We start from the raw sequence: 15,698 nt of genomic DNA, 5'->3' as shown, positions 1-15,698 counted from the left end.
AAAAAGCTGCCTTTGTTCATAAAGGCAGCTCTTATTATGTATGGTATAATCAACCTTAATTAAAATAAAAGGATGTAGTGGAATGAGAATAGGTATTGTAGGCAACTACGGCAATGATAACAACGGTGACGAGTCTATTCTATATAGCATTATTCAACAGGTTAAAGAAGTATTTCCTGTTGATGACCAAGACATCACTGTGTTTAGTAACAATACGCAGCAAACATCCGAGCGCTACGGTGTCAAAAGTTATCCGCTATATTATAGGAAGAATAAATTATATAAAACATTTATTCATACGTATAAGAATAATAAGCGTTATGTGTCGCAGTTTGATTTACTTATCATTGGGGGCGGCGGTATTTTAATGGACTTTTATCGCAGAGAAGCTCATTTATACGGTGCCTATGCAATGATGGCAAAAAATAGTAACGTTCCTTATATCGTTTATGGTTGCGGTGCAGGTCCGCTCGATACATTTATGGGGCGCACCATTATTAAGGTGATGTGTCGCTACGCCGCAAATATTTCGGTACGTGATCCCGAATCTAAGGAACTGCTTAAAAAGATTGGCGTCAAGAAGGATGTAGAGGTAATTGGTGATCCTGCATTTACGCTTAAACAGGAGCGTACGCATTATGCCAAAAAGCCGCGCAAGATTGGTATTTCGGCTGTGCCTTATTATAATGCCAACTACTGGCCTGAGGGTAATATCGAAAAATACGATGTTTATACGACAAGTATGGCAAAAAATATTGATAGCCTAGTAGAGCAACAAGATGTAGATATTACATTTTTTGCGACAAAGTATCCACAGGATGTAACGGTGACAAAGGATATTCAAAAAAAGATGCGTTATAAAGAGCGTGTCTCTATTTTAGATGAAAATTTATACCCAGAACGTTTGCTTGAGGTAGTAGGGGAGCAGGATATTGTCATTGGTACGCGGCTACACTCGTTGATTTTAGCAACAGATGCTGAAACACCTGTGTTAGCCATTTCGTATCATGTCAAGGTGCGTGATTTTATGTCACTTGTTAACGCATCACATCGTTGCCTATCAATGGAAGACATCGCACGAGATGATGCAATTGTAGCAAGACGCATCAGTGAGATGTTTGGCGACTGGGATAATCTTATTATTGAAACAAAGCAAATTGCTAATCATATTCACAGCGAAGCCATGAAGGGGAAACAATTAATGAAAGAGGCGGTGAAGGAGCTATGAAGAAAATTTTAGTCATTAGCAACATGTATCCTACCGACAATCATTTATCCTTTGGCATTTTCGTGAAAAATCAGGTAGAAGCATTGCGAGAAGCGGGCTTTGAGGTTGTAACAGCGGTTAACGACAATCCTGCGACAGGCAAGAAGAACGTATTGTTAAAGTATACTAAGTGGGGACTAACAGCACTTAGACAGGGCTTTAAGCATCGTAAAACTGTGCAAGTCACACATGCACACTATGCCTTTCCATCAGGTATGCTAGCGTTAATGATTAAGCGTTTATTTGGCATCCCTTATGTAGTAACAGCACACGGTGGCGATATTGAGCGTATGGCGCGTAAAAGCTCGCGTTTATTTAGTTGGACCGAAACAATTTTGGCAGGCAGTGAGCATGTCATTGCAGTTGGTCCCGTATTAGCTGAACAAATTGAACAGGATTTTTCTGTACCAAAGGAAAAAATCTCTGTCATTAGTATGGGTGTAAACCGTGAAGTGTTTAAGCCAGCACCAAAAGCTATAGTAACGAATGATGAGCCTTTCCATTATTTATTTATTGGTAATGTCATTGAACAAAAAGGTGTAGAGGAGCTTGTACAGGCTTTTCAAATGGTGAAAACAAAAGGTGATCGACCTGTAAAGCTTACGATTATTGGCGCACGACGCGATCAAGAATTTTACAAGCGTCTAAAACCATTTATTGATGAGGATGTTACTTTTATTGATCCATTGCCACAAACTGAGCTTGTACAATGGTTACAGCGAAGCGATGTTTTTGTTTTGCCATCGCACTTAGAAGGCTTTGGATTAGTAGCACTAGAGGCATTAGCAACGGGGACACCGGTGATTGCTAGTGAAGTAGGTGGGCTTGTTTCGTTATTAGGCTATGGTGCAGGGCATCTCGTACCACCACGTAATGCAACAGCACTCGCACAGGAAATGAAGCGTGCCTTAAATGTGCCGCTAGAAGATTATTATAATGAGCGTGCCGTACAGGATGTGCTGACACTACATGATGAAAAAAATATCGTCATGCGCTTGCAGCAAATTTATGAGGCTGCCGCTAAAGGCGGTCGAAACCAATGAACAAATTTTTCAAAATTGTAGGTGCAGTAGCCGTCATTAATATTGTAGCCCGTATTTTTGGTTTCCTACGTGAAATGGTGATTGGCTTCCAATATGGTTCGACAAATTACTCAGATAGTATTTTTACAGCGTACACCATCCCTAACTTTTTATATTTAGCGGTAGGTGGTGCGTTCACCACGGCGGTTATTTCGATTTACAATCGTGAAACGACAGATAGAGCGCTATTTGTAAAGCAATCCTTTACGATAGTGTTGATTACAACCACGCTGTTAACAGCAGTTATGATGTTCTTCACAGATTCATTACTTCAGTTATTTTACCAAGGTAAACAGGAAATGGAAGGCGAGCTTTTAACACTAACAGAGCAACTGTTTTATTGGATGATGCCGTCTTCAGTCTTACTCGTACTTTCTTCGTGGTATAGTGGTTTACTTAATGTAAACGACAAGTTCCATTTATCAAGTTTTGCGATTTTAATTTATAATGCGAGCTTTTTAGTTATTGCTGTTGTGCTGTCTTATTTTGTAGGCGCAGTAGGTTATGGTATTAGTGCTTTAGTGAGTGCGGCTATTATGGTGTTCTTTTTAATTATTGGCTATCGCCGATTAAAGACACACCCTGTTGGCATATCCTTTAAGCACACCTTATCCACTCAGCAACTCTGGTTGATGGTGTTACCAATGGTAATTGGTGGTGCAACAATCCAACTATACGCATTACTGCAGCGTTTATTTGCAACAGGTTTATCAGATGGTGCGATTTCAGCTGTTAACTATGCCTCGCGCTTGATGCAGTTCCCGCAGGCGATTTTAATTACCGCGGTTACGACAGTTATTTACCCGATTTTAAGTCGTAAGGAGGCCGAAAAGGATATTAGTGGTATTCGCACACTATACTCAAAAGGCTTACACTATTTATTGTTACTATTATTACCTGTCACAGTATTCTCTTACTTTTATTCCGAAAACCTCGTTCAAGTTGTTTTTGAATATGGTAACTTTGACAAAAATTCGACAGCACTGACAGCACCGATTTTAGCGATTTTTGTGCTAGCGATGTATTTCTTAGCTGCGAATATGTATATTACGCGCTTCTATTATGCGAAGGGTGACTCAATTGCACCAGTTGTATTTAGTATCATTAACGTACTTGGTATTAACATTTTAATTATGATGTTATTTGTTGATAAGTACGGACCTAGTGCTATTGCATGGGGTACATTAGTGAGTGCGGTCATCAACTATATAATGTTAGTAGCGTATGCATACTTTAAGTACGGCTTAAAGTTTGGTCTATTTGCGAAGGAGTCAAGCTACTACCGTGCGTGGCTACCATTTGTGATTATTACGTTGATTGTTTATTTAGCAAGTGAGTTTTTAGTATTTGATTATAAATGGCTAACCTTTATCGTAGGTGTCGTTGTATTCTTTGTGACGGTGTTCGTAACCTATTGGGTGTTCGGCATTGAAGAGTTTAAAGAGTTCATTCGTAAATCTACACGTAAATTTAGAAAAGCATAAGAAAAAGGCTCGCATTGTTCAATTGAACAGTGCGAGCCTTTTAGTTTACTTGTTAAAAATACGAACAATATTGAGTAGCGGACGATAGTTTTTACCTGCTAGCCCAATGATCTCTACGAATAACTCAATCGCAATTAAAATAACGCTGATGAGTAAAATCGCGCCCCATACTTTAGCCATTGAGAAAATAATTGCGGCTACACCAAACATCGCAGCAATACCGTAAATTAATAATACGGATTGACGGTGAGAGAAGCCCATATTTAATAAGCAATGGTGTAAATGGGATTTATCTGGGTCAGACCATTTTTGCTTCATTCGGAAGCGGCGCACGATGGCGAAGAATGTGTCTGAGATTGGCACACCTAGCATGATGATTGGAATGATGAACGACACCATCGTAATGCTTTTAAAGCCAAGCAGTGATAGTACGGAAATCATAAATCCTAAAAATAGCGCGCCTGTGTCACCCATAAATATTGACGCAGGATGGAAATTGTAAAATAAAAAGCCTAAGCATGCAGCGGCTAAGATGGCTGCAGTAGCCATTACAAATGTATTACCCATAATGAAGGCCATCGCAGCTAATGTCATTAACGCAATTGTTGAAACACCTGCGGCAAGACCGTCAAGCCCATCAATTAAGTTAATCGCATTTGTAATACCAATAATCCAAAGTAATGTAAATGGAATGCTCAAGAAGCCAAAATCTAAAGTGCCTTGAAAAGGTAAATTAATAAACTCTACCTGAATGCCACCTACAAAGATTACAATAAGTGCTGCGGCAAACTGACCGATTAATTTTGCCTTTGCTGAAATTTCGTACATATCATCTAGTACGCCAGTAATGACAATAATAGTTGCGCCTAATAAAATTGCGAGACTGTATTTACTTTGCGGCTGGTAAACAGCAAAGCCAATCACGAACGCTAAAAACACAGCGAGTCCGCCTAGACGAGGCATAATACGCGAGTGCACTTTACGGTAGTTGGGCGCATCAACCGCCCCTATACGAAATGCAACGCGTTTGACTACTGGTGTAAGTAAAATTGAGGCTATAAAAGCCACAACTAAAGACAAGTAACCCAAGGGTATCCTCCTCAAAAAATAATGTGCATGCCAATCTACCGTTTATTATAGCATGCGTCAAATTTTTTTTGTAGTAATTTCCTATAGTATACGTTTGCATAGGCAATGCACGCAAAATTTGTTAAAATGAGGAGTGCCTATATCGATGTAGGCAAACATTAAAGGAGCGTTAGATGCATGTTCTCATTTTTTAAACGAAATCCAGAGAAGACAAGTCGCAAAGAGTTAAAGCGCTACTACAAATTAGTAGATCAAATTAATGCGTTAGAACCAAATTATGTTGACTTAACTGATGAAGAATTAAAAGCAAATACACCTCTTTTCAAAGAGCGCCTTGAAAATGGTGAAGATATTACAACTGTAATTCCAGAAGCTTTCGCAGTGGTGCGCGAAGCGTCTAAGCGTGTGCTTGGCATGCGTCATTTTGATGTGCAATTAATCGGCGGTTTAGTATTAACTGAAGGTAATATTGCTGAGATGCCAACAGGTGAGGGTAAAACATTAGTTGCCTCACTACCATCTTATGTACGTGCCCTTGAGGGTAAAGGTGTGCATGTTATTACAGTAAATGATTATTTAGCAACGCGTGACTATGAGCAAATTGGTCAAATCCATCGCTTCCTAGGTTTAACAGTTGGTTTAAACGTGCCAATGATGGAGGCTGATGATAAAAAGCGTGCCTATAATGCGGACATCACATACGGTGTTGGTACAGAGTTTGGCTTTGATTACCTGCGCGATAATATGGCACACAGCATTGGTGAGCGCGTACAACGTCCTTACCACTTTGCGATTATTGACGAAGTGGACAGTGTACTAATTGACGAAGCCAAAACACCATTAATCATCGCAGGTAAAATGATGGCTAATGAAGAGCTTCATAAAATTGCTTCGATGCTAGCAAAACGCTTTAAGCGCGACGAGCATTATGATTTTGACGAGGAAACAAAAGCAACGTCATTAACAGATGCAGGTATTGAGATGGTAGAGGCAGCCTTCGGTATCGACAATCTGTATGACTTAGAGCACCAAACACTATATCACTATGTGATCCAAGCCGTGCGTGCCCACGTAATGTTTGAGCGTGACGTAGATTATATTGTGAAGGAAGATAAAATCGAGCTTGTGGACATGTTCACAGGTCGTATTTTAGAAGGACGTTCGTTGTCAGATGGTTTACACCAAGCTATCGAAGCAAAAGAGGGCGTTACAATTACGGAAGAAAATAAATCGCAGGCGCAAATTACGATTCAAAACTACTTCCGTATGTATCCAAAGCTATCAGGCATGACGGGTACAGCAAAAACACAGGCGAAGGAAATTAAAGAGGTGTATGGTATGGATGTTATTCAAATCCCAACCAACCGCCCACGCCAACGTATTGACCAAGACGATATTGTCTTTGAAACAAAAAAAGAAAAGTATTTATATGTAGCTGAACAGGTGAAGGCGCGACATGCGACGGGGCAACCTGTATTAGTTGGTACGACTTCGATCTTACAATCCGAAGAAGTAGCGAGCCATTTAAAAGAAGTCGGCTTAAAATTCCAATTGTTAAATGCCAAAACGGTAGAGCAAGAGGTAGAGCTTATTTCGGAAGCAGGGCAAGTAGGTCGTGTGACAGTTGCTACAAACATGGCAGGTCGTGGTACGGACATTCAGCTTGCAGAGGAAGTACATGATTTAGGTGGTTTGTTTGTTGTTGGTACAGAGAAGCACGAGAGCCGTCGTGTGGATAACCAATTACGCGGACGCTCAGGCCGTCAAGGTGACGTTGGAGAAAGCCGCTTCATTTTATCATTAGAGGACGACATGTTCCGCCGCTATGCAGGTGAGGAAGTCGAGAAATTTAAAACGAAAATGAAGAAGGACGAGCACGGTATTATTCAAGGGCCAGAAGTACAAGAGCTAATTGACCGTACACAGCGTATTGTTGAAGGCTCGCAGTACAGCATGCGTGAATATAACTTAAAACTAGATGACGTAATTAATGACCAGCGTACGGTAATTTATGGTTTGCGCGATAGTATTTTACAGGGCGATGACGTTATTAAACATCTACAAAAAATGTTAGTCGAAACCGTAGATTTTGCCATTCACGAAAATGCTTCAGATGATATGGAAGTAAGTGAGTGGAATTATGATGAGATGGAACGCTCATTAAACGGCTTATTTTTACAACCTATTGCATTTGACCGCGAAGAAACCAAAGTTAATCGCTTAGTTGCTGCAGCTCAACCTTATACGGAGGAGCTACAAGCAAAAATTGAGCAGTTTGCTAATGACGAGCGCGTAACGGAAATCATTCCGAATGTGATGCTGTCCCATATTGATGTGGCTTGGGTTAAACATTTAGAGGCTATGGCGCATTTAAAAGAGGGCATTGGCTTACGTCACTACCAGCAGGAAGATCCAATGCGTATTTACCAACGCGAAGGACTTGAGCTGTTTGGACGTCATTTCCAAGAGTTACGCCGTAATATTATTGTGGAGATTGTAGGCTTTATGAAAACAATCGAAGCACGTGATTTACAATTTGAGGAGGAGCAAAACTAATGGGTATTTTTGATTTTTTATTTAAAAAGACAGATACAGTTAAAAACGAAAACACAATTGACTCTACGGAGCTATTAAAAGGGAAGAAGTCAGCATCAGGTAAGAAGGAAGTGAAGACAGCTCTTTCATTACACCCAGATTGGGATGTGCCACAGGAGCAACAATACATTTTTAACTTCTTAGCAAATGATTTAACACCTTTACAACCAAACCAATTATCACTATCAACAATTAGCATGGAAGAAAAAGACGGTGACTGGTTTGTACGTGCCTTCTTCCGTTCGTCATTAGACCATGCGATTGAGCTTGGTGAGATTGAACTGTATATTTTAGATAAAGATGGTGAACTACTTGCCTCAAAACGCTTTGACTTTAGTGCACTTGGCGTAATCCCTGCAGAGAGTGCGCGTCCTTGGGTGTTTACATTCGAAAAGAGCACACAAAAACAAGAGCTTGAAGGCTTACCAGAAGACGGCTGGCGCATTGCGTTTAACTTAGTGTACCTACGTGGACATCAGTTAGACCTAGACCCATCATGGGAAAAACAATTATCAGCTGCCCAAAAAGAACATCTTGAAGGTATTGTGAGCCGCTTACCAGAGTTAAAAGAAGCAGAAATTAACTTTACAGGCCTACAAATCCAACAAACGGATGAAGGAGCATTAAATGCAACCGTATTAATCCGTAATGGTCACTATAAAGCAGTTAATATGGAACAACTACCACTTGAAATTTATGACGCTAACAGCAATCGTGTAGCGCATGGTTCATTTAAAATGGATCCACCAATTACAGTTGAGCCAAATACAACTAAGCCTTGGACATTTATTTTCCCAGCGAACTTAGTTGAACTAGAGGATGCAGATTTATCACGTTGGTCAGCACGCGTTGCTCGCCAGTAACATAATAAAACACCACCGAAAAATTTTCGGTGGTGTTTTTTTGTTATTCATATAAGCTTGCTTCAGGTTCAAAATCTTCTTTTGGTGGTAAGCCTAAATGCTTGTGGAGTTTTTCGCTAATCATTTCACGCGATGCTTCGTCTACTTGGTAGTAGTAGCCTTCAGGTAAGTTAACATCCTCACCCTCTAGCACAAGTGTATCAATTTGTGGCATGCCTTTTGATAAATAATAAAGAAGCGATTTAATTTCTGAGAAGGTTAAATCTGTTTTCATATTGTCACCGACAGCACGTAACACATCATCATATTTTAATAGTGAGCCCATTGAAGCGGCCTTTTTAGCAATGGCTTGTACAAGTTCTTGTTGACGCTTGCCGCGGTCAACATCCGTATCTTGTTTACGTGTACGAGCAAAAGCTAATGCCTCGCTACCATTAAGTGTTTGCTTACCAGGCATTAAATGTACCGCTGTGCGGTCAAACTCATCTTTCTCTAGCAATTCGTAGGGTACTTTTGCTTCGACCCCGTCCAGTGCATCAACGACATCAATAAAGGCGTTAAAATTCATACGCACATAGTAATCAACAGGTACGTCAAATAATTCTTCGACGGTTTCGATTGTACCAAGTGTACCTGCCTTTGAGTGAGAGTGTGTAATTTTATCGCTATAGCCTAGTGCTGGAATATGCACATACGCATCACGCGGGATGCTAACAAGCTTTACAGTTTTTGTTTTATTATTAAGTGTTGCGAGCATTAATGCATCAGAGCGTGAATTATCTGCGCCCTGCTGGCGAACCTCGCTATCATCTACGCCAATTAGTAAAATAGATAAGTTGTCCTTTAAAGGCTCTACTTTACCATCGCGTTTGCTGGAGTTTTCGCGCCCGTCTAATTTTTCGTGGGCTTGTGTAACAGCTACCTCAGCCTGTTTGGTTAAATACACAGCGTAAATAGCTACACATAGCAAGGCAATTGTAGCAATAATAAGGAGTGCTTTAACTATCGTAGTGAGACGCGTGGACCTGCGTTTCTTTTGTTTTGTCATGTAAATTCTCCTTCAGTAAATGGCGATAATACAAATTATACTATGTGCGCTATCAATGAACAATTACAAATATGTTAGGTAAGTGCAAACTCTACAAAATCAATTGCCTCGAATGTTGTCAACGCTTGCCCGTTAGTTAGCTCCGTTATCCACGCTGCAAAAGTGTCTTTTTGTTCTTCTGGTGTAGCTACAATAAGTTCTACATTTTCGGCATATACAATATCAACGAGGGTATAGCTAGAGTTGCGGATTTCATTTTCGAGTTTACCAAGCCATGTGTAATCAGCGCTCACGCGAATGGTGCGATGTTGTTTGCGCGCTACAACACCAGCGGCTTTAATACCTTCTGTTGTGGCTTTACCGTACGCGCGAATGAGCCCGCCGCTACCAAGTTTAATGCCGCCAAAGTAGCGAGTGACTACAACGACTACATCTTTCAAGCCTTGTTTTTTTAATACTTCAAGCATGGGTACACCAGCAGTACCGCTAGGCTCACCGTCGTCGTTAGCTTTTTGAATGTTGTCGTGCTCGCCGATTAAATAGGCGGAGCAGTTGTGTGTTGCTTGGTAATGTTGCTTTTTAATTTTATCAATAAAGGCGATTGCCTCTTGCTCAGTTTCGGCTCGCTCGACAAATGTTAAAAAACGTGATTTCGAAATAATAATTTCACTTTCACCGTAGCCTGTGACGGTGTTATAATTTGCTCGCATGTTTTATTAACAGCTCCTTTGAAATTTGTAGTAAACTCTTAATGGTTTTGCAATATTTTTTTTGGTATATAAATGATATAATTGATTTAGGTATGAAAAGCTATAGGGATGACAGAACTGGAGAATGAGACTATGCAATCAAAAGACAATATTGATATTGCCGCAATCGACGTCGTATTCAATCGTATGGTTGAGACGATAACGAGTTCAAAAGATGACATCTTCATTATAAGCGAAAAGAGCCGACAAAGCTTTGAAGAAATGCAGGTCGAGCTTGTGATTGTGCGAGAGAAAATCAAAGAAGCAATAAACAAGAGTGACAATCTAGAACGAAATACCCAAGCAGCAAAGCAACGCCTTGTTTATGTAAGTAAAGCATTTGATAAGTATTCTGATACACAGATTCGTGAAGCATATGATACAGCTCAGGTCTTACAAATTGACTTAGCTATTAGCCAAAGTGAAGAGCGTCAATTGCGTGATAAGCGTGATGACCTAGAGCGCCGTTTGCGTTCGTTGTCAGATACGATTGAGCGTGCGGACCATATCGTTAACCAAGTAAACGTGGTACTAAATTATTTAGTATCCGATTTAAAAAATGTCGGTCAAGCATTAGAAAAAGCAAAATTAAAGCAAGATTTCAGTATGCGTATTATCGCTGCACAGGAGGATGAGCGCAAGCGTTTGTCGCGTGAAATCCATGATGGGCCAGCGCAAATGATGGCGCATGTGTTAATGCGTTCGGATTTGATTGAACGTGTCTACCGAGAGAAAGGCATCGACCAAGCATTAAAAGAACTACGTGACTTAAAAAGTAATGTGAGAAATGCACTATCGGAAGTGCGCAGAATCATCTACGACCTAAGACCAATGGCTTTAGATGACCTGGGTGTCGTGCCAACGCTAAAGAAATATCTTTCAACTGTCGAAGAATATAATAGTGGTGTTACGATTCACTTTCAATCAATAGGCGCTGATCGCCGCCTGTCGCCTGATATTGAAGTTTCGTTGTTTCGCTTAGTTCAAGAAGGGGTAAACAATGCTGTTAAACATGCAATGCCTCAAGAGATTTGGGTCAAACTTGAATGGCGTACAGACAAAGTAAATATTGTAGTTAAAGATAACGGCACAGGATTTGATAAAAATAAGGTGGCCAAGGGGCAATCCTTTGGCATTATCGGCATGCAAGAACGCCTCGAATTATTACAAGGTACCATGAAAGTTTCTACCGAGTTACATAAAGGTTCGACTTTTTTATTTCAGGTACCTTATAAAGTCGACGGTGAAATCGTAGAGTGAACTTAAGGGGGAGCAAGTTATGACAAAGATCGTAATTATTGACGATCACCAACTATTCCGCGAAGGCGTTAAACGTATTTTAGATTTTGAAGCATCGTTTGACGTAATTGCAGAAGGTGGTGACGGTACAGAGGCATTAGCACTGTATGAAGAGTACCAACCAGATGTGATTTTAATGGACATTAATATGCCAGAAAAAAATGGTGTAGATGCAACGGCTGAGCTAACAGAGGCTTATCCAGATGCACGCGTTATTATTTTATCGATTCATGATGATGAGTCGTACGTGACACATGCCTTAAAATCAGGCGCATTAGGTTATATGTTAAAAGAAATGGATGCTGACGAAATCGTTGGCGCAATTAAAGTTGTATCTGAGGGTGGCTCGTATTTACACCCGAAAGTAACGAAAAATTTAGTGGCTGAATTCCGTCGCTTAAGCGAGCACGAAAATAAAGGTAACTTCCATCAAACAGACATTCGACGCCCGTACCATTTATTAACGAAGCGCGAGTGTGAGGTTTTACAATTATTAACGGACGGTCAGAGCAACCGCACCATCGGTGAAACACTGTTCATTTCAGAGAAGACCGTGAAAAACCACGTTTCAAGCATTCTGCAAAAGATGGCGGTAAGTGACCGTACACAAGCAGTAGTAACAGCGATTAAAAATGGTTGGGTTGAAGTACGCTAATACCATTTTGGCTGTAGGTATGTATCCGAGTGATATGTACCTACGGCTTTTTTTGTGCATGGGCAACTAAAGTTAGGTAGATACGTCAGATAATGAGAGATGTTTCACTACCACTTTTGTTGGTTTGTGCTACAATATTTCGCGGGAGGTTAGTTGAAATGAAAAAATGGTTGTTAGCGCTAGCATGTGTCATGGTATTGGCACTCGCAGCATGTAGTAATAAAGAGGAAGAAACACCGAAGGACGATGGTGTAGGGTTTCAATTAAGCGGTGATAATATCGAAGAGGCAACAAATGTGCCAGCCGATACAAAAAAAGAAATTATTGCAGGGTTTGAAGAATATATTAATTCGTTTAATGATAAAGATTTAACACGTTACCTTGCAACATTATCAAAGCATACAAATAGCTTTGATTATGCGGAGCAAGAAAAAAGTGTCGCACAGGAGTTTGAGCAGTTTGATACGACACGTACAGCTGACAAAGTGACGATTGTTAAATATAAAGAAGGTAAAGAGGCACACGTCTTTGCTAATATTGGCATCGCTCGTACGGAACAAGCGAGTGGTCAATCTGCTGAAGTGCAAGGTCGTCAAGTAACGGTATTAGTACCAGAGGACGACACATGGAAAGTATCGAGCATTTATTTCATTGCAGATACAGCACCTCATGAGTAATAAGCTGTTCACAAGCTATGCATTATACGGTAAAATAACAATAATGAGGTGAATTATTGTGAAAACGGCAATCGTAACAGACAGTACGGCTTACCTTACACCAGAGGAGCAAGCAAAGTACAATATTTCTATTATCCCACTAGCAGTTACTATCGCAGGTGAGGTATATGACGAGACGGATTTAAGTGCTGAGGCATTTTATGATAAAGTACGTACAAGCAAAGACTTTCCTAAAACGACACAACCCGCAATTGGTCGTTTTGTCGCGCTTTTTGAGCAATTAAAAAGCGAGGGCTACGAAGAAGTTGTCTCTATTCATTTATCGAGCGGCATTAGCGGTACTTATCAAGGTGCGATCCAAGCAGGTAATATGGTAGATGGCATTACAGTTCACGCCTTTGATAGTGAAATTTCGTGTGCAGTACAAGGCTTTTACGTGTTAAAAGCAGGCGAACTTGCCGAGCAAGGCGCAAGTGCTACTACTATTATTGCAGCGCTTGAGGCAATGCGCCCGAGTATTGATGCTTACTTTATTGTAGATGACCTGGCGCATTTACAACGAGGCGGTCGCCTATCAGCGGCAGCGGCATTAATCGGCGGCTTATTGCAAGTGAAGCCCGTACTTCATTTTGTAGATAAGGTGATTGTGCCTTACGAAAAAATCCGCACACGTAAAAAGGCAATGAAACGTGCTGAGGATATGCTTGCACAAGCCGTAAAAAATGATGGCATTACAGATGTTGCCATTATCGAAGCTAACTGCAAACAAGAGGCAACAGAGTGGATGAACGCACTACAAAAGCTGTACCCGCAGCTTAACTTTAAAATTAGTTATTTTGGTCCTGTTATTGGCACGCACTTAGGTGAGGGCGCCATTGGCATGGGCTTTGCAAACATGAAGGCTTCTACGAATTAATTTTCGTAGGAGCTTTTTTTATTAAGGAGGAAACCGTATGAAAAAATATAAAGGTTATATTATACCGCCAGCAGTACGTGATTTTTTTGCGGGACGTATTTGGGATGCGGCGCGTGTACCTGAAGGCATAGCAGCGCATGATATGGCGCAGCTTATACGTTATAAACATGTTGCCATACAACCTGCGATTACAGATAAATGTGAGCGCTGTGGTACAGCTGAGCTCATTCATTACAGTTTGACGTATTGTCGCCACTGCCTAACAATGGGGCGCATTACGAGCAACACTATGCTTATGACATGGCAATCACATGCCCCGCGCTTTACAAAATTTAGCTATAATGCGAGTAATTTAAGTGAGGCACAGCAACGTGTGAGTGCCGCATTAATTACCAGTGTGCGCGAGCGCCGCAATCATTTAGTAGATGCTGTTTGTGGTGCAGGTAAAACCGAAATGCTATTTGGTGCGATTGCGTATGCTTTAAAGCATGGGCTACGGGTTTGTGTTGCCACACCGCGAGCAGATATTGTGCGAGAGCTTGCCCCGCGGTTAAAGGCGGTGTTTCCACAGACGACGGTGCATGTATTGTACGGTGGTGCACCTAAGGAGGCAGGTTGCCCACAACTGGTTATTGCGACGACTCATCAGCTGTATCATTTTTATCAAGCGTTTGATGTAATGATTGTGGACGAGGCGGATGCCTTTCCCTATACGTATGACCAAGCGTTGCAACGCGCAGTTTACAAAGCTAAAAAGCCAGATGCTCCGATTATTTTTGTTACAGCTACACCTTCTAAACAAATTTTGGCGCAGGCTAAAAAAGAGCAATGGGGTCATAGCTCTGTATGGCGGCGCTACCACAGCTTTGATTTACCCGTACCACGTTATGCTCCGTTATTTCACTACCACAAAACCCTTCGCAAAAAGCTACCACCTAAACTTGCGCGCTGGACAACGGAGCGCCTAGCCGCTAACCAACCCTTTTTAATTTTCTTTGCTACCAAAAAATTAATGGCACAAGCGTTGCCTTACTTTAAACAACTACACGCTACTATTGAAAGCGTACATGCTGAGGACGAGCACCGTGCCGAAAAAGTACAGCGCCTGCGCGATGAGGAGTGTGTGGGTTTATTAACGACGACTATTTTGGAGCGTGGCGTTACGATTAAAAATGTACAAGTAGCTGTGGTTGGCGCAGAGGCTACCATATTTGAGGCAAGCGCACTCATTCAAATTAGTGGGCGTGTAGGGCGTAACGCTAATTTTGCGAGCGGCGATGTGGTGTTTTTCCATCACGGGATTACGGCGGCAATGGATGAGGCAAGGCGTACCATCCGTAAACAAAATGAGGTGAGCGTATGAAGCAAGCCATTACCGCATGCCTATTATGTGGCAACACATTGCAACCCGTGCGTAGCTGGTGGCAATTGCTAAGCAATCAACTTGCGCCTACACTGTGCGAGGCTTGTTACAGCCATTTTGCGCCTGCTCAAACGGACGCGCTGTTTACGTATAACGAGGCAATGAAGGCGTGGCTTAATCAATATAAAATCCTTGGCGATGTGCAACTCGCTCACAGCTTTAGGACCGAGCTTGCGCGCGCCTTAAAAACGACGGCTATTATTGTGCCCATCCCTGTGCACCCTGCAAAGCTTGAGCGTCGTACATTTGCGCAGGTTGATATGTTGCTTGATTGTGCGGGCATTCGTTATACGCATTATTTATGTAAAGTGGAGGATAGTACGCAAGGTTTGCGTAATCGAGCGGAGCGGCTAGCTAGTGCTAATCCATTTACACTTGCACCAAATCAAAGCGCAACAGGCAAGCATTTTATTGTGTTTGATGATATTAAAACGACAGGTACAACACTTAGGCAGGCGTGTGAAATCTTAACGCAAGCAGGCGCGGCTTCGGTCAAAACATTCACATTAAGTGCTAGTGAATTGTGAGTGATACTGTATAATGGAGGTACA

At 41.4% G+C, this 15,698-nt stretch carries 14 protein-coding genes; 11 read left to right on the top strand and 3 right to left on the bottom strand.

The window, feature by feature from the left end; genetic code table 11:
• The first annotated feature begins 82 nt into the window (after nucleotides 1-82).
• The 3 genes from CH76_RS03775 to murJ are packed head-to-tail and all read left to right on the top strand — an operon-like array spanning nucleotide 83 to nucleotide 3,833.
• Entirely contained in the window at nucleotides 83-1,228 is a 1,146-nt protein-coding gene (locus CH76_RS03775) for a polysaccharide pyruvyl transferase family protein (protein ID WP_036143155.1), read from the top strand.
• On the top strand, nucleotides 1,225-2,310 hold the full coding sequence (locus CH76_RS03770) for a glycosyltransferase (protein WP_036143153.1): 1,086 nt from the start codon (nucleotides 1,225-1,227) through the stop codon (nucleotides 2,308-2,310). Before CH76_RS03775 ends, CH76_RS03770 begins: the two co-directional genes overlap by 4 nt.
• Nucleotides 2,307-3,833, top strand: coding sequence for a murein biosynthesis integral membrane protein MurJ (gene murJ / locus CH76_RS03765; protein WP_036143151.1), 1,527 nt, complete (start codon nucleotides 2,307-2,309; stop codon nucleotides 3,831-3,833). Before CH76_RS03770 ends, murJ begins: the two co-directional genes overlap by 4 nt.
• A 45-nt stretch (nucleotides 3,834-3,878) precedes the next feature.
• Here murJ and CH76_RS03760 read toward each other — a convergent pair whose 3' ends face one another.
• Nucleotides 3,879-4,922 (bottom strand): glycosyltransferase family 4 protein, encoded by a 1,044-nt coding sequence (locus tag CH76_RS03760; protein ID WP_036143149.1) that lies wholly within the window; start codon nucleotides 4,920-4,922, stop codon nucleotides 3,879-3,881.
• A 177-nt stretch (nucleotides 4,923-5,099) separates the two neighbouring features.
• On the opposite strand from CH76_RS03760, the gene secA2 reads away from it, so the two are divergent.
• Nucleotides 5,100-7,478, top strand: a complete 2,379-nt coding sequence (gene secA2 / locus CH76_RS03755) for an accessory Sec system translocase SecA2 (protein ID WP_036143147.1) — start codon at nucleotides 5,100-5,102, stop codon at nucleotides 7,476-7,478.
• Nucleotides 7,478-8,380, top strand: coding sequence for an accessory Sec system S-layer assembly protein (locus CH76_RS03750; protein ID WP_036143145.1), 903 nt, complete (start codon nucleotides 7,478-7,480; stop codon nucleotides 8,378-8,380). Before secA2 ends, CH76_RS03750 begins: the two co-directional genes overlap by 1 nt.
• Before the next feature lie 43 nt (nucleotides 8,381-8,423).
• Here the strand turns inward: CH76_RS03750 and CH76_RS03745 are convergent, their stop codons facing one another.
• Nucleotides 8,424-9,428, bottom strand: coding sequence for an LCP family protein (locus CH76_RS03745; protein WP_081892609.1), 1,005 nt, complete (start codon nucleotides 9,426-9,428; stop codon nucleotides 8,424-8,426).
• Nucleotides 9,429-9,502: 74 nt separating this feature from the next.
• Nucleotides 9,503-10,138: a YigZ family protein gene (locus CH76_RS03740; RefSeq protein WP_036143143.1), complete on the bottom strand. Its 636-nt coding sequence runs from the start codon at nucleotides 10,136-10,138 to the stop codon at nucleotides 9,503-9,505.
• Between the two features lie 132 nt (nucleotides 10,139-10,270).
• Between CH76_RS03740 and CH76_RS03735 the strand changes: the two genes are divergently transcribed.
• From CH76_RS03735 to CH76_RS03710, 6 genes are all read left to right on the top strand, one after another.
• A complete protein-coding gene (locus CH76_RS03735) occupies nucleotides 10,271-11,437 on the top strand; it encodes a sensor histidine kinase (RefSeq protein WP_036143141.1) in 1,167 nt (388 codons plus the stop codon).
• Between the two features lie 19 nt (nucleotides 11,438-11,456).
• On the top strand, nucleotides 11,457-12,131 hold the full coding sequence (locus CH76_RS03730; protein WP_036143139.1) for a response regulator transcription factor: 675 nt from the start codon (nucleotides 11,457-11,459) through the stop codon (nucleotides 12,129-12,131).
• A gap of 158 nt (nucleotides 12,132-12,289) precedes the next feature.
• The gene (locus CH76_RS03725; protein WP_036143136.1) at nucleotides 12,290-12,808 is read left to right on the top strand and encodes a hypothetical protein; all 519 of its coding nucleotides are present in this window, start codon (nucleotides 12,290-12,292) and stop codon (nucleotides 12,806-12,808) included.
• A 58-nt stretch (nucleotides 12,809-12,866) separates the two neighbouring features.
• Nucleotides 12,867-13,724 carry a DegV family protein gene (locus CH76_RS03720; protein WP_036143134.1) on the top strand — a complete coding sequence of 286 codons (858 nt, stop codon included), beginning with the start codon at nucleotides 12,867-12,869 and terminating at the stop codon, nucleotides 13,722-13,724.
• Nucleotides 13,725-13,761: 37 nt separating this feature from the next.
• Nucleotides 13,762-15,087 (top strand): DEAD/DEAH box helicase, encoded by a 1,326-nt coding sequence (locus CH76_RS03715; protein ID WP_036143132.1) that lies wholly within the window; start codon nucleotides 13,762-13,764, stop codon nucleotides 15,085-15,087.
• Nucleotides 15,084-15,674 (top strand): ComF family protein, encoded by a 591-nt coding sequence (locus CH76_RS03710; RefSeq protein WP_036143129.1) that lies wholly within the window; start codon nucleotides 15,084-15,086, stop codon nucleotides 15,672-15,674. Before CH76_RS03715 ends, CH76_RS03710 begins: the two co-directional genes overlap by 4 nt.
• The last annotated feature ends 24 nt before the right edge of the window (nucleotides 15,675-15,698 follow it).

Origin of the sequence: Lysinibacillus sp. BF-4, assembly GCF_000743635.1 — a bacterium.
Taxonomy (GTDB): Bacteria; Bacillota; Bacilli; order Bacillales_A; family Planococcaceae; genus Metalysinibacillus; species Metalysinibacillus saudimassiliensis.
This window is presented reverse-complemented; position numbering and strand designations above follow the sequence as displayed.

Coding starts and splice junctions, on each gene's coding strand:
- CH76_RS03730 (WP_036143139.1), top strand. CDS start 11,457: ATGACAAAGATCGTAATTATTGACGATCACCAACTATTCCGCGAAGGC.
- CH76_RS03725 (WP_036143136.1), top strand. CDS start 12,290: ATGAAAAAATGGTTGTTAGCGCTAGCATGTGTCATGGTATTGGCACTC.
- CH76_RS03710 (WP_036143129.1), top strand. CDS start 15,084: ATGAAGCAAGCCATTACCGCATGCCTATTATGTGGCAACACATTGCAA.
- CH76_RS03735 (WP_036143141.1), top strand. CDS start 10,271: ATGCAATCAAAAGACAATATTGATATTGCCGCAATCGACGTCGTATTC.
- CH76_RS03715 (WP_036143132.1), top strand. CDS start 13,762: ATGAAAAAATATAAAGGTTATATTATACCGCCAGCAGTACGTGATTTT.
- CH76_RS03775 (WP_036143155.1), top strand. CDS start 83: ATGAGAATAGGTATTGTAGGCAACTACGGCAATGATAACAACGGTGAC.
- CH76_RS03750 (WP_036143145.1), top strand. CDS start 7,478: ATGGGTATTTTTGATTTTTTATTTAAAAAGACAGATACAGTTAAAAAC.
- CH76_RS03770 (WP_036143153.1), top strand. CDS start 1,225: ATGAAGAAAATTTTAGTCATTAGCAACATGTATCCTACCGACAATCAT.
- murJ (WP_036143151.1), top strand. CDS start 2,307: ATGAACAAATTTTTCAAAATTGTAGGTGCAGTAGCCGTCATTAATATT.
- CH76_RS03740 (WP_036143143.1), bottom strand. CDS start 10,138: ATGCGAGCAAATTATAACACCGTCACAGGCTACGGTGAAAGTGAAATT.
- secA2 (WP_036143147.1), top strand. CDS start 5,100: ATGTTCTCATTTTTTAAACGAAATCCAGAGAAGACAAGTCGCAAAGAG.
- CH76_RS03745 (WP_081892609.1), bottom strand. CDS start 9,428: ATGACAAAACAAAAGAAACGCAGGTCCACGCGTCTCACTACGATAGTT.